25 protein-coding genes and 1 tRNA gene are annotated in these 23,727 nt (G+C 31.1%); 14 read left to right on the forward strand and 12 right to left on the reverse strand.

Going from position 1 to position 23,727, the window contains the following annotated elements; all coding sequences use genetic code 11:
• Positions 1-20 precede the first annotated feature (20 nt).
• The 9 genes from ACKTTV_RS20025 to ACKTTV_RS20065 all read left to right on the forward strand — a co-directional run bounded on the left by ACKTTV_RS20025 (position 21) and on the right by ACKTTV_RS20065 (position 10,505).
• Positions 21-284: a DUF2024 family protein gene (locus ACKTTV_RS20025; RefSeq protein ID WP_408032663.1), complete on the forward strand. Its 264-nt coding sequence runs from the start codon at positions 21-23 to the stop codon at positions 282-284.
• Positions 285-422: 138 nt separating this feature from the next.
• Positions 423-2,837, forward strand: a complete 2,415-nt coding sequence (locus ACKTTV_RS20030) for a sensor histidine kinase (protein ID WP_408032664.1) — start codon at positions 423-425, stop codon at positions 2,835-2,837.
• Positions 2,806-3,483 (forward strand): helix-turn-helix domain-containing protein, encoded by a 678-nt coding sequence (locus ACKTTV_RS20035; protein WP_408032665.1) that lies wholly within the window; start codon positions 2,806-2,808, stop codon positions 3,481-3,483. The genes ACKTTV_RS20030 and ACKTTV_RS20035 overlap by 32 nt, the downstream gene beginning before the upstream one ends.
• A 320-nt stretch (positions 3,484-3,803) precedes the next feature.
• Complete coding sequence (locus ACKTTV_RS20040) at positions 3,804-4,820, forward strand: Kelch repeat-containing protein (RefSeq protein WP_408032666.1); 1,017 nt, start codon at positions 3,804-3,806, stop codon at positions 4,818-4,820.
• A 15-nt stretch (positions 4,821-4,835) separates the two neighbouring features.
• Positions 4,836-5,879 (forward strand): hypothetical protein, encoded by a 1,044-nt coding sequence (locus ACKTTV_RS20045; RefSeq protein WP_408032667.1) that lies wholly within the window; start codon positions 4,836-4,838, stop codon positions 5,877-5,879.
• A gap of 11 nt (positions 5,880-5,890) precedes the next feature.
• A complete protein-coding gene (locus ACKTTV_RS20050) occupies positions 5,891-6,499 on the forward strand; it encodes a hypothetical protein (protein WP_408032668.1) in 609 nt (202 codons plus the stop codon).
• A 5-nt stretch (positions 6,500-6,504) separates the two neighbouring features.
• A complete protein-coding gene (locus ACKTTV_RS20055) occupies positions 6,505-7,014 on the forward strand; it encodes a hypothetical protein (RefSeq protein ID WP_408032669.1) in 510 nt (169 codons plus the stop codon).
• 10 nt (positions 7,015-7,024) lie between these two features.
• Positions 7,025-8,857, forward strand: coding sequence for a hypothetical protein (locus ACKTTV_RS20060; RefSeq protein ID WP_408032670.1), 1,833 nt, complete (start codon positions 7,025-7,027; stop codon positions 8,855-8,857).
• Positions 8,858-8,879: 22 nt separating this feature from the next.
• On the forward strand, positions 8,880-10,505 hold the full coding sequence (locus ACKTTV_RS20065; RefSeq protein ID WP_408032671.1) for an OmpA family protein: 1,626 nt from the start codon (positions 8,880-8,882) through the stop codon (positions 10,503-10,505).
• Positions 10,506-10,600: 95 nt separating this feature from the next.
• Here ACKTTV_RS20065 and ACKTTV_RS20070 read toward each other — a convergent pair.
• Together ACKTTV_RS20070 and ACKTTV_RS20075 are read right to left on the reverse strand one after the other, a co-directional pair.
• A tRNA-Pro gene (locus ACKTTV_RS20070) sits at positions 10,601-10,675 on the reverse strand.
• A gap of 135 nt (positions 10,676-10,810) precedes the next feature.
• Positions 10,811-11,041: a hypothetical protein gene (locus ACKTTV_RS20075; protein ID WP_408032672.1), complete on the reverse strand. Its 231-nt coding sequence runs from the start codon at positions 11,039-11,041 to the stop codon at positions 10,811-10,813.
• Between the two features lie 402 nt (positions 11,042-11,443).
• Between ACKTTV_RS20075 and ACKTTV_RS20080 the strand changes: the two genes are divergently transcribed.
• Entirely contained in the window at positions 11,444-12,049 is a 606-nt protein-coding gene (locus tag ACKTTV_RS20080) for a DUF1684 domain-containing protein (protein ID WP_408032673.1), read from the forward strand.
• Between the two features lie 25 nt (positions 12,050-12,074).
• Here the strand turns inward: ACKTTV_RS20080 and ACKTTV_RS20085 are convergent, their stop codons facing one another.
• From ACKTTV_RS20085 to ACKTTV_RS20105, 5 genes are all read right to left on the reverse strand, one after another.
• Positions 12,075-12,779: a crotonase/enoyl-CoA hydratase family protein gene (locus tag ACKTTV_RS20085; protein ID WP_408032674.1), complete on the reverse strand. Its 705-nt coding sequence runs from the start codon at positions 12,777-12,779 to the stop codon at positions 12,075-12,077.
• 7 nt (positions 12,780-12,786) lie between these two features.
• A complete protein-coding gene (crcB, locus tag ACKTTV_RS20090; protein WP_408032675.1) occupies positions 12,787-13,158 on the reverse strand; it encodes a fluoride efflux transporter CrcB in 372 nt (123 codons plus the stop codon).
• Between the two features lie 88 nt (positions 13,159-13,246).
• Positions 13,247-14,272: an SRPBCC family protein gene (locus ACKTTV_RS20095; RefSeq protein ID WP_408032676.1), complete on the reverse strand. Its 1,026-nt coding sequence runs from the start codon at positions 14,270-14,272 to the stop codon at positions 13,247-13,249.
• A gap of 162 nt (positions 14,273-14,434) precedes the next feature.
• Positions 14,435-15,406 (reverse strand): DoxX family protein, encoded by a 972-nt coding sequence (locus ACKTTV_RS20100; protein WP_408032677.1) that lies wholly within the window; start codon positions 15,404-15,406, stop codon positions 14,435-14,437.
• A 23-nt stretch (positions 15,407-15,429) separates the two neighbouring features.
• Positions 15,430-15,975 (reverse strand): DUF1599 domain-containing protein, encoded by a 546-nt coding sequence (locus ACKTTV_RS20105; RefSeq protein WP_408032678.1) that lies wholly within the window; start codon positions 15,973-15,975, stop codon positions 15,430-15,432.
• Positions 15,976-16,058: 83 nt separating this feature from the next.
• On the opposite strand from ACKTTV_RS20105, the gene ACKTTV_RS20110 reads away from it, so the two are divergent.
• Genes ACKTTV_RS20110 through cdaA form a run of 4 tightly spaced genes read left to right on the forward strand, consistent with a single transcriptional unit; the run spans position 16,059 to position 19,151 of the window.
• On the forward strand, positions 16,059-16,646 hold the full coding sequence (locus ACKTTV_RS20110; RefSeq protein WP_408032679.1) for an LOG family protein: 588 nt from the start codon (positions 16,059-16,061) through the stop codon (positions 16,644-16,646).
• The gene (folP, locus tag ACKTTV_RS20115; protein ID WP_408032680.1) at positions 16,647-17,471 is read left to right on the forward strand and encodes a dihydropteroate synthase; all 825 of its coding nucleotides are present in this window, start codon (positions 16,647-16,649) and stop codon (positions 17,469-17,471) included.
• Between the two features lie 7 nt (positions 17,472-17,478).
• Positions 17,479-18,321 carry a metallophosphoesterase gene (locus ACKTTV_RS20120; protein ID WP_408032681.1) on the forward strand — a complete coding sequence of 281 codons (843 nt, stop codon included), beginning with the start codon at positions 17,479-17,481 and terminating at the stop codon, positions 18,319-18,321.
• Positions 18,322-18,374: 53 nt separating this feature from the next.
• The gene (gene cdaA, locus ACKTTV_RS20125) at positions 18,375-19,151 is read left to right on the forward strand and encodes a diadenylate cyclase CdaA (RefSeq protein WP_408032682.1); all 777 of its coding nucleotides are present in this window, start codon (positions 18,375-18,377) and stop codon (positions 19,149-19,151) included.
• 56 nt (positions 19,152-19,207) lie between these two features.
• Here cdaA and ACKTTV_RS20130 read toward each other — a convergent pair whose 3' ends face one another.
• The 5 genes from ACKTTV_RS20130 to ACKTTV_RS20150 all read right to left on the reverse strand — a co-directional run bounded on the left by ACKTTV_RS20130 (position 19,208) and on the right by ACKTTV_RS20150 (position 23,691).
• On the reverse strand, positions 19,208-20,302 hold the full coding sequence (locus ACKTTV_RS20130) for an alpha/beta hydrolase-fold protein (protein WP_408032683.1): 1,095 nt from the start codon (positions 20,300-20,302) through the stop codon (positions 19,208-19,210).
• 11 nt (positions 20,303-20,313) lie between these two features.
• Positions 20,314-21,288, reverse strand: coding sequence for a grasp-with-spasm system SPASM domain peptide maturase (gene gwsS / locus ACKTTV_RS20135; protein WP_408032684.1), 975 nt, complete (start codon positions 21,286-21,288; stop codon positions 20,314-20,316).
• Between the two features lie 162 nt (positions 21,289-21,450).
• The gene (gwsG, locus tag ACKTTV_RS20140) at positions 21,451-22,443 is read right to left on the reverse strand and encodes a grasp-with-spasm system ATP-grasp peptide maturase (RefSeq protein ID WP_408032685.1); all 993 of its coding nucleotides are present in this window, start codon (positions 22,441-22,443) and stop codon (positions 21,451-21,453) included.
• A gap of 75 nt (positions 22,444-22,518) precedes the next feature.
• Complete coding sequence (locus ACKTTV_RS20145; protein ID WP_408032686.1) at positions 22,519-22,704, reverse strand: hypothetical protein; 186 nt, start codon at positions 22,702-22,704, stop codon at positions 22,519-22,521.
• A 519-nt stretch (positions 22,705-23,223) separates the two neighbouring features.
• Positions 23,224-23,691, reverse strand: coding sequence for a hypothetical protein (locus ACKTTV_RS20150; RefSeq protein ID WP_408032687.1), 468 nt, complete (start codon positions 23,689-23,691; stop codon positions 23,224-23,226).
• Positions 23,692-23,727: the final 36 nt, after the last annotated feature.

The following is a 23,727-nucleotide window of genomic DNA, read 5'->3' on the forward strand; positions in this document are numbered from 1 at the left end:
AAAAATATAAAACATAACACATGAAAGTTTCAGTTTACGATACATATGTTCCTATAGAATCTGGTAAGCTTATGCATTTTGATATCCTTGTAGAGGAAAATACAACGGTAGATAAAGTTTATAGTTATGGGGATACTTATTTGAAAAATAAAGGCATAGATAATTATAGGTTAACAATTCAAGAGTGTAAGTTTTGTCATATAGAAGAAGCGTCCAATCATCTTGAAGAAGAAATTTTAAAGGAGGGTTACTACATTTTAGAAATGGAAAATTGTAATTTTTAAGCTTATCGCTTAAGGAAGGACTTGGATGAATAATCATCCCACATTTTAGTATATTTATAACAGTTATAACTTTTGTTACAATAGTTATAACTGTTGTGTTTTTTAAGAACATATATTGCGCGGTAAATTTAAAACCAAATGAAGATTTATGGATGTCTTTTGTTAATTTTTCTTTTTTTATCTGAAAAGAAATACTCCCAGCAACAATCTAATACTTTTTTGTTTGAAGAGGTTTTAATCACAGAAGACAATGGTTTGCAGGCTTGGGAGAATATTGAGCAATTTTACGAAGATTCTGAAGGTATTCTATGGTGTATTATTGATGACGGACTCTATCGATTTAATGGTTCTTCAGCAATAAACATTAATAATTACTTGTCAACATTTTATAATTTAGATGCAGGAGAACAAGCGGGAGTTACTTTTTTAATTGAAAAAAATGGAACAATTTGGTATGGTGAAAGAAAGGGACTTTACAAGATTAATATTCGTGAGAAAACATCCGAAAAAATTGTTTTAGACAGTCCTCTTCATTTACCTAATTGGAGAAATTATATTCTTAAATTAAAAATAGACAAAAACATTATTTACGTTGGAACGTCAAATGGGTTATACTTAGTTGATAAGAATAATAATCAAGTTCTTAAGAAATACCTTACCAATGGTAAAGACATCAAACACAGAAATAGTTCGCATGCTGTAGAGTCTTTTTTTATTGATAAGGGGAAGCATTTTATTTGGGTGGCTATGCCAGATGGTTTTTATAAAATCAATACAAAAACAGATAACGTAATTTCTTATCAAATAAAAAACGCTCCATACATTTATCCCCATAATTTTCATGATATAATTCCAAATAGGCGAGGTTTTTTGTTCCCTACTCACGGTTTAGGAATGGTGTCGTTTGATACAATAACTAAGGAATTTACTTCTCATTTAACACAGACTAAAAAAAACTATCGCAGAGCACCAAATGTAATTAGGTCGGCTTTGGCAATCAACGATAGTATTTTTCTCGTTAATGCTGTAGAATTAGGTAATGGATTATACAATAAAAACACTCACAACTACCAATGGTTAACAACTCCCAAACCTATGAAAGAAGGTGTTTTTTTACATTCGGATAGAAGTGGATACGTTTGGGCATCAAAAAGAGGAAGAATTTTTAAATCGAAGCATCCAATTATTGGTAATACCGAAAAGTTTAAACATATCATTGATATTACGGATTTTGTAGCCAATAATGAGCTGAAAGGTCGACCATCAATGGATAATTATCCTGAAGTAAAACTCAATGAAAATGAACGAAACGTTTTATTGAAATTCGCTTTGTCTAAAGGTTATGTAGTGGATTCGATCACTTATCAATATAGGTTGAATTCCAAAAAATGGAGGAAACTAGCTACTCAAAATACCTTAATATTAAATAATTTAAAAACTGGTGAAAATGAAGTTAATATAAGAGCAATAAATGGAAAAGATAATGTTTTGGCCAATAGAAAACTCCATTTCTCAATATATCGTCCTTTTTATAAATCACCATTATTTATTATTGCTAATTTAATAGTCGTAGCCTTTCTTATTTATTTTCTTGGAAGGTATAGCGTATTGAAAAAGTATGCGAAAAGACTTCAGGAAATTGATTCGATTAAATCTGATTTAATTACTAACATTTCTCATGAGTTTAGAACACCGCTAACACTCATTTCTGGTTCGGTTCAAAATGAACTAAATCATGAGAAGTTAACAGATAAAGAGAGGAGTAATTTTGAGATGATCGAGAGAAACTCAGACAGGTTATTATCTCTAGTGGATCAATTGTTAGCTATTTCAAAAGTAGAATCAGGTACAGCGAAACTTGCAGTAACTCAGCAAAAAATTATACCATTTATTGGAAGTATTGCTGATGGCTTTAGTTATTTGGCTGAACAAAAGAAGCTCAATTATTTAGTATATCTAAACAATTCAAAGGAAGAGGTATGGTTTGATGCAGATATTGTTGAAAAAATTGTTGTTAATCTATTATCCAATGCTATAAAATATACACAAGAAAATGGCTCTATTATATGCAACGCCTTTATAAAAAATAATAAACTAAACTTATTAGTAAAAAATACAGGGAAAGGACTTACAAAAGAAGAACAAACTAAAGTGTTTAATAGGTTTTATCAGGTTGATCCCAACAATAAAGGTATTGGTATTGGTTTGGCCTTGATAAAGGAGCTTATAACACTTCATAAAGGTTCAATTGTTGTTAAAAGTAATTTGAACGCTTGGACCGAGTTTTTAGTAGTGCTGCCAATAGAACGAAGTAATTTCGTAGAAGAAGAAATAAAAACTATCTCGGTTTCAAGGTCAATTGAGAAATTACCTTTTTCCTCAATGCAAACAGAGAGTGAAGAGTACGAACTTAATTCATTTGATAGTAAGCCAATACTTCTAGTTATTGATGATAATATGGATATGAGAACCTACTTGAATTCTATTTTTGAAGCTGATTATAATATACTAAATGCTAAGAATGGAAAAGAGGGGGGGGGACTTGGCAATTGAACATATTCCTGATATCATAATTAGTGATGTTATGATGCCAATAAAGAATGGAGTTGATCTATGTAATGAGTTAAAAAATGACAAGAGAACTAGCCATATTCCGATTATTCTACTAACAGCTAAAGTGGGTGATAATAATAAATTAGAAGGATTAAAAACGGGTGCAGATGATTATATAATTAAACCTTTTAAGAAAGAATTGTTGAAAGTAAGAGTTGAAAAACTCATAGATAACCGAAAAAAATTGCAGGCTCGATATAGCCAAGAGGTTATTTTATATCCTAAAGATGTTGCCATAGCTTCAATAGATGAACAATTTTTAATGAACCTTCAGGCTGTATTAGATGAGAATTTAGTAGAATCTTCATTCAATATTGATGTATTATGTAAGGAAGTAGGTATGAGTAGAATGCAATTGCATAGAAAATTAAAAGCCCTAACAGGACATTCTGCATCAGAATTCATTCGTTCACAGCGTTTAAGATTAGCATCAGAATTACTTAAAAAACCAGGTGTTAACATTTCACAGGTTGGTTATAGCGTTGGTTTTAACGATCATGCATATTTTAGTAAGTGCTTCAAAAAAATGTATCATTGTACTCCTACGGAATATCAAAAAAAAATTGCAAAAAACAACTTTGATTAAACACGGGAAAAGACCGCTTATCTCCATGATTTTTCACTGTTTTTAAGGCTGTAATATCTGTTATAACAAATGTTACAATAGTCATAACTACCTTTTGTTTCAGTTTCTAATTTTACCCTGAATGCTTTATTAGCGAACCTTCACTTATGTTTAAAAAGAATACATGAATAGTAATAAATATGTAGGGAGATTAGGCAAAATGCCGTCAAAAAAAATTTATCTGAATATAAATAATTTGAAGGACGGTCGGTACATTTTAAAAATCATTCATAAAAATAAAGTAATAAAAAAAACAACCTTTAATAAGAAGTAATTGAATAATGAAAACTAAAGCAACACTAAAATACATGTTAATCATTTTATTTCTAATAGCATGTTCTAATAGCCAGGATAAGGATATACCACCAACAGATATTTCCTTAACAATTACAAAAGAAACTGAGCAAGATCAAATGGCAAACTTTGCACAGAATGCTATGGCAGAGTTTAACGGAAAAGTTTGGTCCGTAGGAGGAGAGTCGTCATATGTTCCGCCAGGAACATTATCGCCAACTGTTTGGAGTAGTGAAAACGGAGTGGCTTGGATATCAGGGGTGTCATCACCAGTTTTTGAACGTAGAGATCACAGTTTAATTGTGCTAGACGATGCGATGTATTTGATTGGAGGTTTTAATAATGACCATGTAGGGATTAATGATGTATGGAAAACTTTTGATGGAATCAACTGGACCAGATTGATAACCGAATCGGATTTTCCTTTAGTTATTGGAGGAGAACATAGATCAGTCATATTTAATGACCAAATACTTCTTGCCAAAGGAGCTTCCATTGATGGAGAAGAAGTGGTGCAAGTTCTGACATCTTCGAATGGAATAAATTGGTCGCGCTTAACTTCAAATGCCTTTCCTTATCGCGAGGATTTTGATTTGGTAGTTTTTAATAACGAATTATATGCTGTTGGAGGACAAACCACGGATACAACACTATCGAATGACATATACAAAAGCTCTGATGGTATTACTTGGAGTAAAGTTAATACGAATACACCTCTATTTTCAGGAAGACAGTTCAATACCATAACGGTATACAACAATAAAGTTTGGATTATAGGAGGGCAAAACTCTACAACATTGGCATTTACAGATATATGGTATAGCAGTGATATGGTGAATTGGACTTTATATGGAGGATTGGAAGAAGATGCTTTGGGTTTGTATAATCATGCTGCGCTAAATTATAAAGATGGTATTTGGTTGTTTGGAGGAATGTTGCAAACTGCTCCAAGTGCAGATTCTGTTAATATAACTGGACAGATAGTTAGTATCAAGGAAGATTAAAATAAAATTATGGATATGAGAATTTTAAAAACAATTACCCTTTTATTATTTACAACAACGTTATTTAATTGTAACACTGATGAGAACCCACAGGCATTGAGCAATGCTGAACAATTAACCGGAAGTTGGGAGCTAACCAGTGGTAATTTTCAAGGAAATGAAACTAAGTTCATAGCTTTTGATGGCAATCAGATTCAGTTACTTTTTCAAGATGAACTAGGATTTAAAGGACGTTTTGAATATGACGCAATAACGAATGTTACAGAAACTGAATTTACTTATAATATTCAAGGAGCTATTGTGTATAGCTATACTATCAATAATAACACCTTAACTGTATCAGAATCTATTTTCAATACTTCAGCTGTTTTTAGAAGAAATAGTAACGCCCCAACATATGAAAATTGGGTTGCTCCTTTAACTAAAGAAGAAGAAGTGAATACCCCTTGGGTTAATGCAACCGATATAGAGTTTGTCAATTTTGATGGAACCCCTCTAATTATAGGTTATGACAGTTCATCTGGTTTTTTAGCCTCATTCAATCTCAGCTCTCTTACTAATTCAGGAGGCGTAATGATCAATAGGCAAGCTTCGGCACTAGCTTATGATTTAGATGGTGATTTGTTTATACACTCTAATGCAAATGATGGATTACTATATTCAACGAAGACAGATGGGGTAGAGATAGGATCCACTGATCTAGGGATTGATACCTCTATAAATTACCTCTCGTATCATAATGATAATATTTGGATAGCAAGTTCGCATGCGAAGACTATTTATTTTGATAATAACAATGACGCTATCATTGAGGAAGAATATGTACTTGGTAAAGCACCTTATGGAATTGAGTATAAACAGGGCTTTTTATATGTGAGCACAAGGGATTATCTACATAAATGTCAAGTAAATGGAAATCAGCTTCAAGCTGTTGAAACTTATGCTATTGAAAATGCTGGGAGTATTTATGGAATAACTTCAGATGGAGAAAACCTTTGGATAAACACTCAAAAAACTAATGAAGACGATAAGCTAATTAAAACGAATATAACATTTTAATGAATACTATTATGAAACCACTATTCTACATAATGCTGTTTTTACTCACTATAGCTTGTAAGAATGAAAAACCAGATGCTAAGATTGTTGAACCTACGATAAAAGAGAGTGAAAAAAGTATAGCAAAAACTTCAGATGAAGTAACCAATAAAGGCACGCTTTTATGTAAAATAAATGATCAAAATTGGTACTATACAAAAGCCTCTGGGCTTGTTACAAAAAACAAAAGAACGGATGAAACTTTGGCTACCATTACTTTTAAACGAAGAATGGATAAAAAAACAGAAAGCGTACAATTAGATTATGATGTAACCACTAAAAAACTTAAAAACATAGGGGTTAGCATTTATATAGAACAAAACAAGCTAGTAGGATTTAAAGGAGGCTTACAAAGAACCGATTATGAATTATATGCTTCGGACAAAAAAGAACCCAAAGAAAGTCTTTCTGGGACTATTAATACATCAGATACCAAAACCTTATCAGGCAATGCAAATGCTGTGATTGTTCATAGTTTAAAACGACTCATAAAAAATAAAAAAGACCAAGTAATACACATAACTGATTTACAATTCTCTAATGTAAGTTATAGTGACATTTCCAACGGATTAAAATTTTAAGACCTATGAAAAAAGCAATAGTAAAATTGGTAATAGTATTATGTCTAAGTATTCCGTTAACAGTAAAAGCGACTTCTTATTCGCCTAATATACCAATCCAAGATAAATATATTCTTACTGAAATTATTAAAAAAATAAAAGATGGTTACAATTTTAGCGCTATGATTACTGGGAATAATCTTCATAGAAAAAAATGGTTTGCTAGTTATGGTTTTTCGACCGAAGTAAGCCAAACTTCAGCCAACTCAGTAAAAATAAAAAATATAGAAACCTCTTTTAGTGATAGAGAACATTTTACAGGGGATAGAACGACTGAAGAAATTACTATTTATGAAGTTCGTGGAAAACTGGATATCCGTATTTTATATAAAGACTGGAATAGAGATCGAATTAAGCTTGAAAATATTCAAGCAAAAAAGATAGGGAGTTCTTATTTTATATCTGGAAACTACATACATCATGGAAAAATAGGCTTTATAGCCATTAGTATAAAAGACTTCGGTAAACTTAACTAATCTTTTAAAAATGAAACTGGTTAACTATAAATTACAACTTCTTATACCATTGCTTCTTTTTTTTATTACTATAAACGCTCAAAAAAAGAAAAGCTTTATCCCACCATCACTTGAAGATAATGAGATTCCAGTAACAAAGATAAATCTGACCTTGCCTAAAAAAGGGAAAGATTACGAGGTAAAATATCTCAAAGGAATAACAACAAATAAAGAGCATAGAATTGCTATAAAAAAACTTGGCTATATTTTACGTCCGGCAATGGTACAAGTGGTATCAGAGGATGGTAGAGAACTTGTTGTAGAAATGGTCAAGAAAAATTGGGACGATGTAGTAAAAAGTAATGTAACCAATAATGGTGTTTATATCGAACAATTTAAAACTGCGTATGAATTTGGTATCAAAATAAAAGGAATAGAAACTGGAATTCCCTTTATAATGGCGGTATCGGCAGGAAAAGAACTATTCAATAATAATCAGTTATTTGTCGATACTTCCATTTTAAAAAAAGAAAAAACTTTACCTGTTTCGGAGGGAGCTATTTCTAAAGAAAAAGAAAGTAATTTATTGACTATTATAATTGCTATTGTTCTGATCGGGATTTTAATTTTTCTAACTATTATAGTTTTAAAAAAGAAAAGAAGTAAGGTTGTTGTTCTACTATTGTATTCATGTATTTCGTATTCCCAGACAAGCGCTTTGAAAGTTATCACAGAGAATGTAGCAAGTAGAGTTATAGGCAACGTAGAAAAGCAATTAAATAATTTTTATAAAAACGGTAATTTTACTAACAGCCCTTTTTTGGATAAAGAAGATTCCGATTTTGAGTTTAAACCACCTTCTGGACAACCTTCGCTACCGTCAAGTTGTTTTGACAGGCTGCCTCAAACTGGGTCTCAATCTTTAGGTAGAAATACTGATGTGGTTAATGACAGAGAACATGAAGGAAATAGATCAGCTAGTGGGGGTTCACCGCGGGAGGTTGATAAAAAAGGAGTTAATCGAGAGCAAGTCCTGCAGGATATACAACGAATTACTACAGAACATCAAAAGCAATTACAAGATTTTGAAGATCAATACATGAACAATATTCTTGAAATTAAAGAAGATTTTCAAAATCAAAGACAACACCTAAATGACGATGTAGTAACGGAGAAAGAAAAAACAGATAACGAGAAAGTTAAAGAAAGCTTGTCTCTTGAACACGCAAAACAACTCGAACATTTGGAAATTGAAGAAGAGAAAGCTATTGAGGCAAATAAAAACCGATACGATAGTCAAGTAGAAAAAGTAACTGAAGAGTACAATAATACAATCAATGAGCTTGAAAACTTATTAAGAAATGACGACGAGAGTTCTAATCAAGAAGGAAGCCATAGATCTTATGATTCTTCAGAAAGAAGAATAAGGAATTCTAATAGGCATAGCCAAAACACAGATGAAGAAACTCTTTTAGATTCTAAAGACAAAAAAAACGGCTGCGATTGCCTAGAAGAAGCGTATAAAGAACTTAAGAAAAACCAATTAAGCTTAGAAAAATTATTAAAGATAGCGCAACACACAAAAAAGATTACAGATTACGGAATCTCTTTCGGAGATAACTTTTCAGGAGTTCATGCTGTATCTGGGTTGGCATGGCAAAAAGAACGTGCTAAGGTCCTAAAATCTATAGAGAAATTTGACAGAAGTTATAAAAACAAACATGCTGAATTAATGAAACGATTACATACAACGTTAATGACAATAGATCGTTGTGAAAAAAAACTCGGAGAAGACCACTGGTATAATAAATCAGGTTTCATGTATTATGAATTTATGAAAGTACGCTATGCGAGCTATAAATAATATTTAGGTTGAAAACATCAATATGAAAACACATTTTTACATAGTTGTACTCATTTTTAGTACTTTTTTTTCTTGTAAAAAAGAGGTTAAGTCAAAGGAAAAGAATACTGCCAATACCTATAAAGAGAAGGAAAACAAAAGTACAGGCAAGCAAAAAACATTTTTTGAAACTACTGAGGAATTTGCAAAGTCGGTAGGTTTGAATAATGATACCATAAACAAATCATTTCAAAAAGCAAAAGCTTATGAAACTTTAGCGCAAGATTCTTCAGCAACTATTAATTTACTAGATCAATTACTCAAAGAAAGTGCTAAGAGAAAAGAGGAACAAGTCATCCAAAAAAGAACTCAAAGAAAGAAACATTTAGGTAATATGGATGATTTATTAGAAGCTTTTGATGTATTAAACAAAGAATCGGGAGTAGCGTCAACTATAAATAAACTCAAAAAAGTTGACTCAATGACAGGTAAGAATAGTTTTCAGTCTTTGAAAATGGAAGAGAAAACTATTGAAGCAATGTCTCAAAAGACGGCTGCCAGTGCGGGGAAAATGACAAAAAAGGAACAGCAACTCATTCAAGGGTTTATAAAAACAAAAAGAAATTTACACAGTATCGAAGAGGTAAAAAAGTTTGAAAATATGTTACAAACTATTAATCTTGATAGTTTAGTAAAAAAACAGGTGGTATCCCAAGCTTTCGCGCACAAACAACAATCAGAAATAAGAAAGTCTATTATTTCATTGAGAGATCGCGAAAAGAAGGCCAAAATAGCGGAGCAAAAATTTAAAAAACTTAATCCAAATTTATATTTTGGAGCTGAAGTTGGAGCAACTTACTTTGGCACAAGGGCAACCGCTGTTTATTTACCGTTAGGAAAACAGTCGTTTGCAGATAAAGTGATTGATTGTTCACATCCCGAAAACATAAAAACCGCACATTTTGCCCTTGGAGAACCGGATGCATATGAAGAAGGTATAAATAAACTTGCCAATGCACATAGTTTGGGGTTAAACGGTACGCTTACTGTAAAGTTTGAAGACAATGCTCTGGTAAATGTCAATGGCTCGGATTTATACATTTTTGAAATGGGAGCGATTGAGCCTACTCTTTTAGAAATTTCAAAAGATGGAGAAAACTGGATTTCTGTAGGAAAAATTGAAGGAGGTGTCGCTGAGGTTGATATTGAGGAATTTGTAAAACCCAATGAACTATATTATTATGTTAGACTAACGGATTTAGAAACTAGGAGTAAGATTCCTGGTGCTGATGTTGATGCTATTGCCTGCATTGGTAGTGCAGTACGATTGAATTTGGATAGCCAAGTTTTGTTTGATAGTGGAAAATCTGAACTAAAAGAAGAAGGAAAAGACGCTTTAAAATTATTGGCAGATAATATTTTGATATTAAACGGAGGTACCATTATTGTTGAAGGACATACCGACGATATTGGAAGCGCAGAGAGGAACAGAATATTATCCTTAGCGCGTGCAAAAAGTGTTGCTTTAGAATTAGAAAAACGTATCCCGGATAAAAAGTTTAAGTGGTTAGAAAAAGGGTTTGGAGAAACCAAGCCTTTAGTAGAAAATAGTTCAGAGGAAAACCGAAGATTTAATAGACGTGTTGAGGTGCTTATTTTACCCAATTAATAACTAAAACTTGTGTTTTTAGATTATAGCATTAAATAAAACTATTTCTTTAAATTTTATATTAATCTAGTAACAAGTAAAATAACAAGTAAAAGTCGGGATGAAAGGATTCGAACCTTCGATCTCTGGTCCCCCAGACCAGCACTTTAACCGGACTAAGCTACATCCCGATGGCTGCAAAAATAATAAAAAATCTAGGAGCAATCCTAGATTTTTTTTTTTCAAGAATAAATTTTATTTGTGAGAAGTTTTATAAAAACATTTAACAACTCATACCTATAACGGTATAATTTTCGAATTAGTATTTAAACAGTTAAAGGAGCTCCCTTTAATCGCTTTTCTATTTTCTGTTTTACAACAGTTAAACGTTTCATTAAGTCCATTAACTTACTGTCCTTCGTTTCTTTATAAACCTCGTTAATTTCTAATATTAAAGCTTTAGCTTCCCTTGAAGCTACAATCCTATCACTAGTAGTTACAAATTTGAATTTTCTATTTTCAAACTCTTCCGCTTTACTAATTAACTCTGTATTCATATTTCCTTCTTTCGTATTAAATTAAAACCATACTTATATACTATAATGTTGAATATTCAATTTTAAAAGTAATTGTTTCTTTTATCTAATTCAACATGCTTTTTGTTCACAAATAGTGACAAAATCGGGGGTCAAATATATATCTATCTTTGAATTCTTTATGTTAAAAAAGAATCAAAAAATTTTATTTTGTGATAAATTTTTGTTATTGGGGTGTAAAAGTAAGTATTAGAATTCAAATGACAGTGCAATATATTCAAATATAACAAATGTTTTCTATTAACATAATAAAAACAATAGAATTTTTAGGAGATATATTTTGAGATACATAAATGATCATAATTCGATTCATAACTTTTGCATTATCTTAGCATTAAAATTAATTGTAAATAATCGAATTAAATGAGATTTGCACTAATAGTTGTTTCGATGTTTTTTTTTATGTCTTGTAACTCTCAAGATAAAAAAGAGCTTTCTGGAAAAACTGAGTTTCAAAAGAAAATGAATGCTAAGTTTAAAGATGCTTCAACATCTCCTTTAACAAAAAAAGGGTTGAAAAAATTTAAAGGGCTTGATTTTTTTCCAGTAAGTGATAAATATAAAGTGAAAGCGAAATTGGTGAAAACACCCGATGCTCCAACATTTAATTTTCCAACAACAACTGAAAGAATAGCTGTATACAAGAAGTATGGAGAGGTACATTTTATTATTGATGAAAAGGAGTTGAAGCTCAATATTTACAAAAATGAACTTCCTACTATTGGGTATGAAAACCATCTTTTTTTACCTTTTTTAGATAAAACAAACGGTTCTACCTCATATGGAGGTGGTAGGTTTATTGATGTATTAACTACTGATGAATTAAGTGATGGTAGTATTGAAATTGATTTTAATAAAGCATACAATCCTTATTGCGCATATAGTGATCGCTACTCTTGTCCTATTACACCAAGAGAAAACTTTTTGGATCTTGAAATAAATGCCGGGGTAATGGCATATAAGAAATAAAAAAAGCCCAAATTTGGGCTTTTTTCTATTTTGATGGAGGAGTTAACCCCTCATCAATGTCTTGTTGAATAGCCTGTTCTATTTTTTGTAAGTAGGGTTTTCTTACTTTGAGTTTAGTTTCTGCATGCGCTTTGGAATTTAATTGTCCAAACATTTCCGCAATTTTGATAGCTGTAGGTAATAAATGTTCTTGAGGAACTATCTTGTCGAGAAATCCAGCGGAAATCGCATCTTTAGGAGAATAAATTTCTGAGTTATTCACACTTCTTTCCAAGTAAACAGAGCTTAATCGTGCTTTTGCTATTTCAATTCCTGCGTTATGCATGGTCATACCTATCATTACCTCGTTTAATCCAATTTTAAACTCACCTTCAGTACCTAATCGGTAATCACCAGATAATAATAAAAACGCACCTTTTGCAATGGCATGACCGTTACATGCTATTATAACAGGAAAAGGAAAACTTAACATTCTTAACGATAGTTTAGAACCTTTTGTTACTAATTTAAGAGCAGATTCAGGAGAGGCTGTCATTGATTTCAAATCATATCCTCCTGAAAAAATACCTGCTTGCCCTGTAAGAATAACTACTTTTTTATTTGTTTCAGCCCTATCTAAGCAGCTGTTTAGCTCATCTACTACTTCATGAGAAATAGCGTTTACTTTTCCATTATTAAGCGAAATTATAGCGTAATTGCTATCTTCAGAATACTGTACCAGTTTACTCATTATTAAATTAAACTATTTTAGTTATAAAAATACCTCCAAAAACAGCTAAAAAACCTAGAATAAAACTGGCTAAAGTGTAAATAGCAAATGATAAAAAGTCTCCTGATTTTAGAAAAACATGATTTTCATAGGCAAAGGATGAAAATGTGGTAAAACCACCACAAAAACCCGTTGCTAAAAACAATGTTTGACTTTGTGTTAAAGATTGGTTTTTAGCCGCAAGACCTAAGATTAATCCAATTAAAAAACTACCTATTATGTTTGCGGCAAAGGTTCCATAAGGAATACCATTTTGAGAATTGTTTAAAAGTTTGCTTAACAAATAACGTAACGTACTACCAACGCCTCCTCCAAGAAAAACTAAGATTAACTGTTTCATTTCCTGCGAATATACTAAAACCTCAAAATTATTTGAGGTTTTAGTATTGTATTGATTATGCAATATTTGAGAAAATTTTTAAAAAAGACTATTCCTCAATAGGATAATATATATCGGTTTGAATGTCTTCTGGTTTTACTTCTCCTGGATCGTTAACATAAAGTTCCCAAATAGGGTATTTCATTTTTAAATTGTTATTCTTTAAATAAGAGTCAATTGCCATATGAGCTTCCGCATCACCAGTTCCGTAATTACCGCATTTTGATATTCTTACAACTTTTCCAGAAGGAATATTTACAACCTCCATTCCCTCTGCTGGTTTTAATTTTTTATGAAGAAGTAAACCAATGTAAAATTCTGTTTCATTACTGGTTTCATCATATTTGCTAAATACAGCACCAGGAACATAATCACCTAAAGTAAGCCCATTTTTAACAGCATGAATACCAGCTTTAGGCATATCTTGCATAAAGAGTTTTGTCATTTCTGCATGATCTATTTTGGTTTTATGGTGATAGCCAATAAAGGTACCTCCTGCCAACTCAGTCTCTGATACTTTTCCAATTGTATATGCAGGTGCAGGAACGGTACTTTCTGCATATTTAGCCAGATTATTCAATCCGTCATCTTCCATCTTACCAAACATAGCATCCCAGCCTCCTGATATTGCCGCGAAGAATTTGAAACCAAGAGGAGAGTCTTCTGCTTTCATTCCCCAAGTAACTTCTGTTCCTTCTTCAGTTTCATTAAATTTCCAATAGATATCACTAGGATCACCATCCATAAATGATATTTTTTGATCGATAGATTTGTTGGTTTCAACGGCAACAGTTTCCATTTTACCAGGTCCGTCTTTACTTGTCCAACTATCTGATGCTCCGACTCCCACAGTTTTATCACCATAGGTTACAACAATAGTAGAATCGGTATCATGCCATGGTCCCCATTTTTCCCAAGTTTTTAAGTCATTAACCGTATTAAAAACATGAGAAATTGGTGCTTTAATAATTTTACTTCTTTTTACATCATATTTACCTGAATATGTAAACACATAAATGGCTCCAGCTACAAGAATTAATAAGAGAAAAAGGAAAAAACGTTTTAAGAATTTCATGAGAATAAGGTTTAGTTTCGAGGTTAATTTACAAAAAAAATAAACTTATAGGTTTGTTTTTTAGCTTTTTAGTTGTTGTTTTTCTTTGAATGACAGTAAATTAAAAACCTCAATATCGAAAATAGATATTGAGGTTTTTAAATTTGTAATATTATATTTTGTTTATTTTAAAACGACATCATCGGCATCTGTCCAATTCCACTTACCAACAATAATTCCGTTTTCTACAGTGATAACACCAGGATTGGCTCTAATTGCTGTTTTTAACGCAGTTTCATCACAGAATCCGAATGAATAAGGTAAGTCAAACTCTTTTTGAGTTGCTTGTAAATCTTCAATATAAGAAGCGGTTAACACGTATATTTCATAACCTTTGTTTTTAGCATCCTTAGCTACTTGTGCTATTGAGGCAATGCCTTCTTTTTCAGTTTTTTCAAAATTATACATGATTACTAATAAGGCCTTTTCTTTAGCCAACATAGGTTCTAATTGATCTCCATCATCAGTTTCAATCATGAAGTCATGAATCGGAGGAATTTCTCCATCTCCCTTATATTCCATGCCATCAGCAATATCAGTTCCCACTGAATAAGCCCTAAAATCGATAATTGGTAAATGATTTAATACATGATAAACAATTAATAATGAAACAATAATTGACGCAAATGAAGCTATAGCAGCAAATTTTGTCGAGATAATTGATTTAATATACTTTAACCCAATAATTAATATTATAATGAAAACCATAAATATGATATTCTTATAAAATGTTTCTTTAGGAGTTAATTTAATGGCATCACCAAAACAACCACAGTCGGTTACTTTGTTATAGGTGTACGAATACCATGTTAAAAACAAAAAGATTAAGTTAAGTCCAAATAAACTCCACACAGTAAACTTTGGCTTGTAGCCAACTAATAACATAACTCCAAGTGCTAGCTCTGCAACAATTAATAAAATTGAAAAAGGTAATGCAAAAGGAATAAGAAATTCAATGTTTAAAACACTTTCACTAAAGTACTCTTCAAATTTAAACTGTGACCCAATTGGATCAACCAATTTTACGAAACCTGAGTAAATAAATAATATACTAACAAGTACTCTGGAAATATGGGTTAATAATTTTAATATCATAATAAGGGGTTGTTTTTATTCTTTTAACTTTCTAATTCTGAGTGATGAATCAAAGCAAAAATAGCATAATTAATCATATCTTGATAATTTGCATCAATTCCTTCGGAAACAATAGTCTTTCCTTTGTTGTCTTCTATTTGCTTCACCCTAAGAAGTTTTTGCAATATTAAATCCGTTAACGACGAAATTCTCATGTCACGCCATGCTTCACCGTAATCATGGTTTTTATTTTCCATTAATTGCTTTGTGATAGAAATATGTTTATCATATAAAGCAACAGCTTCGTCTGAAGATAAGTCGGGTTGGTCAACAATACCTAATTCGAGCTGAACCAAGGCCATTACCGAATAATTGATAATTCCTATAAACTCTGATTTCTCTCCTTCATCTACTTTTCTAACAGTATTTTCTTGTAATTGTCTTATTCGCTGTGCCTTTATGAAAATTTGATCGGTTAAAGAAGGGAGTCTTAAAATTCTCCAAGCCGCTCCGTAATCTGTCATTTTATTAGCAAATAAGCTTCTACATTCCTTTACAATCGCATCGTATTGTTTTGAGGTATCCTTCATCTTCTATTTTCTGAAATAATAAGGTAAAAATAAGAAATCAATTAGGTTTTCCTTTATTTTTACGTAATAATTTATTTTTAAGAATGGGGTTACACAACATAGCAGTTTTCTGTGGTTCAAGCACTGGTTTTAAGAAAGTATATCAAGAAGCAGCCATGGAATTAGGAAATTATTTTGTTCAGCATAATATTGGTTTAGTTTATGGTGGAGGTAAAATTGGAATTATGGGAGCAATATCAAATAAAATGATAGAGCAAGGAGGAAAAGTAGTTGGAATTATTCCTGGATTACTGGAAAAGGAAGAAGTTGTAAATAAAGGTGCTACTGAAGTTCATGTTACCAAAACAATGAGTGAGAGAAAAATGAAAATGAGTCAAATGATCAATGGGTATATTACGTTACCTGGAGGATATGGAACTTTAGATGAGTTATTTGAAGCATTAACATTGCAACAGTTGTATATTGAAACAAAACCAGTTGGAATTTTAAACGTAAATGGTTTTTTTGATTATACTATTAAACAGTTAGATTTTATGGTTGAGGAAGGGTTTTTAAAACCTGATAATAGAAAAATGCTTTTGGTGGATGAAACTGTAGAAGGTTTAATGGAAAAGATGAAAAATTATAAAGCACCTGAAAAATCGAACATTATTAATAAAGTAGTAAAATAAATGACGATTAACTGTAAAGGTACCTTGATCGATTTAAGTGTTCCAAAGGTAATGGGAATTCTTAATTTAACTCCTGATTCATTTTATGATGGAGGAAAGTATAAAAATGAAAAAGAGGTACTGTCAAAAGTTGAACAAATGCTCCATGAAGGAGCAACTTTTATTGATATTGGAGGTTACTCTTCTCGTCCAGGAGCAAAGCATATTTCTGAAGAGGAGGAATTGAATAGAGTAGTACCGATTGTTTCTCTGCTACTTAAGGAATTTCCAGAAATAGTAATTTCTATTGATACGTTTAGAAGTGAGGTTGCAGAAGAGGCCATTCAGGCAGGAGCGGCGATTGTAAACGATATTTCTGGCGGTAAAATGGATGAGGAAATGTTTGCAAAGGTAGCGGAATTACAGGTTCCTTATATTCTTATGCATATGCAGGGAACTCCTCAAAATATGCAGTCAAATCCAAGTTATTCTGATATTGTAAAAGAGCTGATTAGTTTTTTTTCAGAGCAACTTTTTAAGCTAAGAGCGCTGAAGGTGAATGATGTTATTATTGATGTAGGTTTTGGGTTTGGGAAAACAATAGAACATAATTTTGAATTATTAAGAAAACTCGAATTATTTTCTAGTTTAGAAGTTCCTATATTGACTGGTGTGTCAAGAAAATCGATGTTATATAAAACTCTCGGAATTACTGCTTCTGAAGCACTGAATGCCACAACTGTAGCAAATACCATTGCCTTGTTGAATGGAACTAATATTTTAAGAGTACACGATGTAAAACAAGCAGTTGAAGCTGTTAAAATTGTAAATAATTATATAAAATAATCCCCTCATGAAACGACGTAAATTTTTAAAAAAGGCTACTTATGGATTACTAGGTGTTGGTACAATAGCTGGTTTGTATACATGGCAGGTAGAGCCATTTTGGTTAGAATTTGTTCGGCATAAAATGGCAATTAAAAATTTACCAGAAGATTTGAAAGGGAAAACCGTTATGCAGATCAGTGATGTGCATGTAGGAAATCGGTTTGATTACCAGTATTTAATTGATAGTTTCAAAAAGGCACAAAAGCTTAATCCAGATTTTGTGGTGTATACAGGTGATTATGTGAGTTATGAAAATGAGGAGCAGTTTTCTCAATTGAAGGAAGTTATGAAGTATGCAGTGAGGGGAAAAGAAGCTACCATTGGAGTTCTTGGAAATCATGATTATGGTGAAAATTGGAGAGAACAGCATGTAGCAGATACTATTACGGATATATTGGATGATAACGGAGTAACAATTTTAAGTAATGAGCAAAAGGAAGTAAACGGTTTAAACTTTATTGGGTTGGATGATTACTGGGGAATGAACTTCAATCCTCAAAAGGTATTACAACATTATGATAAGTCGAAAGCCAACATCGTCTTGTGTCATAATCCTGATGTTTGTGATTTGGATGTATGGCATGGTTACAGTGGCTGGATTTTATCTGGACATACACATGGAGGCCAATGCAAAGCTCCATTTCTGCCACCACCAATGCTTCCTGTAAAAAATAAGAGATATTCATCTGGAGAAATTGATCTATTTGATGGAAGAACTTTGTATATTAATAGAGCTATAGGGCATTTATGGCAAGTTAGATTTAATGTTCGACCAGAAATAACAGTCTTCAAATTGGAAAGGGCATAATAGTACCTCAAATAAAATAGTTACATTTACAGAACTGCTAAAACTAATTGAGTTTGGACTTTATCGACTTTTCCTTTTTAGATGTACTAGATATTATTTTGGTAGCTGCTTTGTTGTATTACACATATAAGTTGTTAAAAGGTACAGTAGCCATTAATATTGTTATCGGTATTGCTTTAATATTTATTATTTGGAAAATAACGCAGGCACTTCGAATGGAAATGCTGAGCGGTATATTAGGATATTTGTTATCTGGTGGTGTTATCGCATTATTAATTGTTTTTCAACAGGAAATTCGAAAGTTTTTACTAATGATTGGTACTACCAATTTTTCGACAAGGAAAAGTTTTTTAAATCAATTGAAATTTTTACAGTCTGAAATTAACACAGAAGTCGATACAGAAACGATTTTGAAAGCTTCGATAAATTTATCAAAGACAAAAACAGGAGCATTAATTGTTATTGAAAAAACAAATAACCTTGATTTTTTAGCAACAACTGGAGATAAAATGAACGCTTTAGTTAATACAGCTATTTTAGAGAGCATTTTTTATAAAAATAGCCCATTGCATGATGGAGCAATGATTATAAGGGATAATTATATTATTGCTACTAGGGTTATTTTACCTCTAACTGAAAGTTCACAAATACCATTACGATTTGGGTTACGACATCGAGCTGCAATTGGAGTGTCTGAAAGAACAGATGCTCTTTGTTTGGTGGTGTCAGAAGAGACCGGAGCTATTTCATATATTAAAGATGGAGGTTTTGTATTATATGATAGCTTTGACGAGTTAGCCAGAAAATTACAAGAAGATGTTATTGCATAATATATTTTTTGTACCGAAATTATTGAGTTGTTTTAAAAAAAGGAAAAAAGGCTAATTTACCTTAGTTTAGATTTTACTCTTTTAATGTTATTGGTATACTGTTGTTTAGAGTTAATATCATTATCACCTTTTATTTCCATTTTTAGTGCTTTTTTATAGTTGGAGAGAGCTTTCTTATTTTCGTTATTAATTTCATAAGCTTCAGCTAAACTATCATATGCATTTGATGAACAAGGATAGATTTTTGCGTTTAACTCAAATGTTTCAATGGCCTTGTTGATTTTCTTCTGTTCAAGATAATAGTATCCTAGAGAATTATAATCTTCCTCCGATGGTATTATCTTATACTTATTTGGTATATCCTTAAAGTGATTATAAAAAATGGAAGCTTTTTTGTATTTGTAAATTTCATCCCATTTTTTCTCAGAAATTTTCGTAGGCCAATTTTTGAATAACTTTAATAAACCTTTTCTTATTCCTATAAGTATGGAAGAATTATGATCTTCATTAGGGTATTCTTCTAATGAAGATTTTATATTGAAAGCTTTATTTTCCTCAATGTATTCATTTAATTTTACAAGGTCATTTTTTATTTGCTTATGATCATTTTCAGCTGAACCTAAATATAGAAAATTATTCTCTGTAGGTTGTTTTTTGGAAAACTCGCTGTAAATATTATCTCCGTATTTTTTCCATAGAGTAGTGCTAATAGAAATAGCATAATTTATATTGTTATTCTTTAGTAAAGATTTTATTGAAAAATATCCTCCAAAAGAATGACCAATAATGATATTTATACCGTTAACTCTGTAATTACTTTTTAACTCATTTAATAATTCGTCATTTACATATTTAAAAAAATTTTCATGGGTTTCCTCAGTTTCTTTCATTGGAACTAGTTCTTTTTCCCTTTCTAACTGATCTATTCCAACAAGAATGGCATCAGGATATAAATCCCAGTTATAAATGAACAAACCTTTGACGTAGTCAAACAAAATACCTCCATCAGTAACAAGAATAATTGGATATGTAGCCTTAGAACATTCATAGTTATCAGGTAGTCTTATTGAAACGGTTCTACTTTCGTTTAAATAACGAGATTTTATTTTTATTTTTTGTGAAAGAACTTTGTTTGGGAGTGTCAAAATCATAAAAAATAAAATTATTCCCATTCTCCAATGTATGGATTGTAGCTGCATATTTCTGGTTTTTTATAAACTTCACTTTCTTTTTTTACTATTTGAGGACAAATATATCTGTGTTCACAATCTTTGCAAATTTCAACTTTGTCATTATTTAATTCCCAAAATTTACTAAATTCTGAATTAGAAATAACATCTTTTAAACTTACTTTATCTATATGTCCAAAACTCTGATCAAAAGAACAAGAGTTTTTTATAAGTCCATTCCTGTCAACGGTAATTTTCTTGTTTAAATAGTTGTTATAATGAAACGACTCACTTATAAATTGTAAATTTAAGTTGAACATTTTAGGGGTTATCTTTTTCATTTTGTTTACTCCATCAGTTGTTAAACGCAATGTTGTCATACCATCTCCAGATAACTGAATTAAATCATTTTTATTAGAGTCTGTTAGAGTGAAGTTTCTGATATTTGGGTTTACTAATATAAATTCGATTAATTGGTCAACGTTAATTAATTTACCTGAGGTTAAGATATCAATACTATTGAATGCGTTTTCTTTAAAGTGTGAAAATATTTTTATAAGATCGTTAATAGTACAATTTTTTATAATTTTTAAGTAAAAGCTTTTACAGCCTAATTCAATGAGTTCATCTGAAACTTTTGAAAGATTATAGTTGCTGAAATTTTCTATTTCGATAGTTGCGTTTGTAATTTTAAAAGGAGTATGGAAATTCAAACTCAAACTAGGAAAATTATCATTTTTCTCTAACAAGAAACCAATTTCGTTATCAAGTAAAAAAGACAGATATTCCTTGATCATTTCGTCGTTACTCACTGTTAGTTTTGTTGGGTTGTTTTTGAGTAAACTGTATAATGCATTTGGAATGTAATAGAGTTCATTTCTTTGAGTGTCAATTATTACTGATCTCCTATGTCCTTGAAAAGTTAAGCAACATGAATAGAGATGAAATATTTCTTCGCTTTTTTTCAATATTCAAGGTTTTTATAAAAAGGAGCAGGAGCATACCTTTTGGTTTGGTAAGTGTTGGATTCAATATATACTTTTACTTCTTTTTTGGTCTTTATATTTTCCTCTTCGTAATTATGTACTTCTACAAAGTGATAACTTAAAGGAAAAAGATAGGGTTTAGTTTTAATTATTTTTTTCAAATTCTATTAATTTTTCAGCGATTAATTTTTCAATATTATAGTTACAGGGAGTCGAAACCATACCAAACTGACCAACTGGATTGATTTCTAGGAAAATATATTCGTTTCTTTTACTGTAAATCAAATCTATAGAGCCACAATTAAGATTCATTTTTTTCATGAGTTCGTCAAGTTTATCTTCCATATACTTAGGTAGTTCGTACGGCACACACCTATTAGGTTTTTTTTCGTCATACTTCCTAAAATCAACAGAGGTCTTTTTGTTTTTTTGAGAGAAAATAGCCATTGAAAAGAATTTACCAAAGAAATAGAAAACTCTTAATTCAAATTGCTTGTCTATTTTTTGTTGAACTTTTGAAGGAAAAAAACGATTAGGGAATTTATCTATATCTGTTATTTCTTCTGTGTAAACACTATAAAAACTTTGATTATCTCCAAAATGTATGGATTCATCAATTCCTTTAGTAATAACATTTCCATTTTTTCGAGAAAATGTATCGAGTTCTGACTTATTTTTTGTGATTATGGTTGGAGGGATTTTTATTCCACATTCAACAGCTGTTTTTAACATAATCAGTTTATTCGGGGTAGAAGTAAAAAAACTATTAATTGAAGGCTTATCCTTAATGGTGAAATGTATAAAATCCGTTATTCGTTTTGCTTCATTCCAAAGGTCAAAACTTAGAGCGTTTTTTACTTCTTTTGAAGTTTCAGTTTTGTTCCAATTAATTGATTCTGTAAATTTAAAATACCCTCCTCTCCGATACCAAAAACAAGAAATACTTTTTAGATCTACGGTTTTTTCACGATATCTCAATAAAACATCACTTGATAAATTATTTATTTCTATTTTAATATCATTATCAACAACTAGATCATCAAAATTAATTCTTAAAAAATCTGCATTGTAGAAATTAAGCCAATCAATAACATCACATGTACTGCTGTCAGCTTCCGAGCTAAAAATTAAAATCACTGTATCAATATTTTATTAGAGAAATCTTTCTATACAAATTTCTAAGTATAGAAAGATTGAGTCTATTTTAAAGAATTAATCTGCATGTTGAAATTGTTGCTGAGGGTTCTCTTGACTAGCAGAGGAATCCTTATCTTGTGCAGTTTCTTTTGTTTTTGACCCTTTTGTTTTGGTTTGAGCAAAACCACCGTAAATTGATCTCATTGATTCTGAATCAATAATTTCTGATTTTCCGAAAAGTTTGTTTTTAATGCTTTCCATAGAAGAAAAATTTTAAATTATACTTACTCTATTATAGGCTTTTCAGTTTCCACCTATCTGTCGCGCAACAAATTTTTTATTTTCAATGATTATTAAATAGAGTAGAGAAATTGAAGAACTTTTTCAACAGCAATTTCATGAAGTAATGATTTCATCAGACAACAATTCTTTTTTTAACTAATTCTATTTCAGTCTTAAAGGTATAGTGTTAAGATATTATGACAATGTTTTTTTTGTGAAAATTTTGTTAAAAACACTGGGTATGAGCTTTATAATAAAGAAAAATATTTAGGTCCTCTTATGGTTTGTATCGCGGTATTGAGCTGAAATTGGATTACCCAAAAAGAACCGATGTATTTCGTTCGTGGTACCAGAAGAAATTGGAGCTGTTTATTATGTTAAAAAAGGAGGCTTTGTGGTATACGATCGCTTTGTAGAGTTAGCAAAAAAAATCAAGGATTATTGCATAAAAAAAAGGCTCTTTATTAAAGAGCCTTTTTTATTTTTTATATTTAGCTATTACTTAGAAGGAGCCATTTTTGCTTGAATAGCGCTCATTACACTATTAAACTTCTTTTTACCTTCGTCATCTAAATTTTTCACTAATTCAGCACCTTTTTGAGCTAACTCAACACCTTTTTTAGCTAGAGTAGCATTCTTAACAACATCACCTTTTGCAGCGATATAGTCTTTAGCATAAGTAGCATAGTTCTTTAAATGCTCTTCTACTTCTTTATTATCAAAGCTAGGAATAGTAACACCGTCTAAAGCTGATTCTACTGCTTCAGCAACTTTATCTACAGCTTCTTCAGTTTTTTCTACAACCTTCGTAGCTGTATCTTCAACAGCTTCAGATACTTTATCAGCGGCTTTTTCTGTTGCTTCAACTGCAGTTTCTGCAGCATCTTTTGTTTCTTCTTTTGCTTTTTTACATGAAGTTGCTAATAAAGCACCAACAACTAAAGCAGATAAGATTACTCTTTTCATGGTCTTATGATTTTTAGTTTTAAGATTGAGTAACAA

Source organism: Tenacibaculum xiamenense (assembly GCF_964513065.1).
In the GTDB taxonomy this organism is placed as follows: Bacteria; Bacteroidota; Bacteroidia; order Flavobacteriales; family Flavobacteriaceae; genus Polaribacter; species Polaribacter xiamenense.

Coding starts and splice junctions, on each gene's coding strand:
- ACKTTV_RS20030 (WP_408032664.1), top strand. CDS start 423: ATGAAGATTTATGGATGTCTTTTGTTAATTTTTCTTTTTTTATCTGAA.
- folP (WP_408032680.1), top strand. CDS start 16,647: ATGACGATTAACTGTAAAGGTACCTTGATCGATTTAAGTGTTCCAAAG.
- ACKTTV_RS20025 (WP_408032663.1), top strand. CDS start 21: ATGAAAGTTTCAGTTTACGATACATATGTTCCTATAGAATCTGGTAAG.
- ACKTTV_RS20075 (WP_408032672.1), bottom strand. CDS start 11,041: ATGAATACAGAGTTAATTAGTAAAGCGGAAGAGTTTGAAAATAGAAAA.
- ACKTTV_RS20045 (WP_408032667.1), top strand. CDS start 4,836: ATGAGAATTTTAAAAACAATTACCCTTTTATTATTTACAACAACGTTA.
- ACKTTV_RS20035 (WP_408032665.1), top strand. CDS start 2,806: ATGGAAAAGAGGGGGGGGGACTTGGCAATTGAACATATTCCTGATATC.
- ACKTTV_RS20080 (WP_408032673.1), top strand. CDS start 11,444: ATGAGATTTGCACTAATAGTTGTTTCGATGTTTTTTTTTATGTCTTGT.
- crcB (WP_408032675.1), bottom strand. CDS start 13,158: ATGAAACAGTTAATCTTAGTTTTTCTTGGAGGAGGCGTTGGTAGTACG.
- ACKTTV_RS20040 (WP_408032666.1), top strand. CDS start 3,804: ATGAAAACTAAAGCAACACTAAAATACATGTTAATCATTTTATTTCTA.
- ACKTTV_RS20085 (WP_408032674.1), bottom strand. CDS start 12,779: ATGAGTAAACTGGTACAGTATTCTGAAGATAGCAATTACGCTATAATT.
- ACKTTV_RS20150 (WP_408032687.1), bottom strand. CDS start 23,691: ATGAAAAGAGTAATCTTATCTGCTTTAGTTGTTGGTGCTTTATTAGCA.
- ACKTTV_RS20130 (WP_408032683.1), bottom strand. CDS start 20,302: ATGATTTTGACACTCCCAAACAAAGTTCTTTCACAAAAAATAAAAATA.
- ACKTTV_RS20055 (WP_408032669.1), top strand. CDS start 6,505: ATGAAAAAAGCAATAGTAAAATTGGTAATAGTATTATGTCTAAGTATT.
- ACKTTV_RS20105 (WP_408032678.1), bottom strand. CDS start 15,975: ATGAAGGATACCTCAAAACAATACGATGCGATTGTAAAGGAATGTAGA.
- ACKTTV_RS20095 (WP_408032676.1), bottom strand. CDS start 14,272: ATGAAATTCTTAAAACGTTTTTTCCTTTTTCTCTTATTAATTCTTGTA.
- ACKTTV_RS20060 (WP_408032670.1), top strand. CDS start 7,025: ATGAAACTGGTTAACTATAAATTACAACTTCTTATACCATTGCTTCTT.
- ACKTTV_RS20100 (WP_408032677.1), bottom strand. CDS start 15,406: ATGATATTAAAATTATTAACCCATATTTCCAGAGTACTTGTTAGTATA.
- ACKTTV_RS20065 (WP_408032671.1), top strand. CDS start 8,880: ATGAAAACACATTTTTACATAGTTGTACTCATTTTTAGTACTTTTTTT.
- ACKTTV_RS20110 (WP_408032679.1), top strand. CDS start 16,059: ATGGGGTTACACAACATAGCAGTTTTCTGTGGTTCAAGCACTGGTTTT.
- ACKTTV_RS20145 (WP_408032686.1), bottom strand. CDS start 22,704: ATGGAAAGCATTAAAAACAAACTTTTCGGAAAATCAGAAATTATTGAT.
- ACKTTV_RS20120 (WP_408032681.1), top strand. CDS start 17,479: ATGAAACGACGTAAATTTTTAAAAAAGGCTACTTATGGATTACTAGGT.
- ACKTTV_RS20050 (WP_408032668.1), top strand. CDS start 5,891: ATGAAACCACTATTCTACATAATGCTGTTTTTACTCACTATAGCTTGT.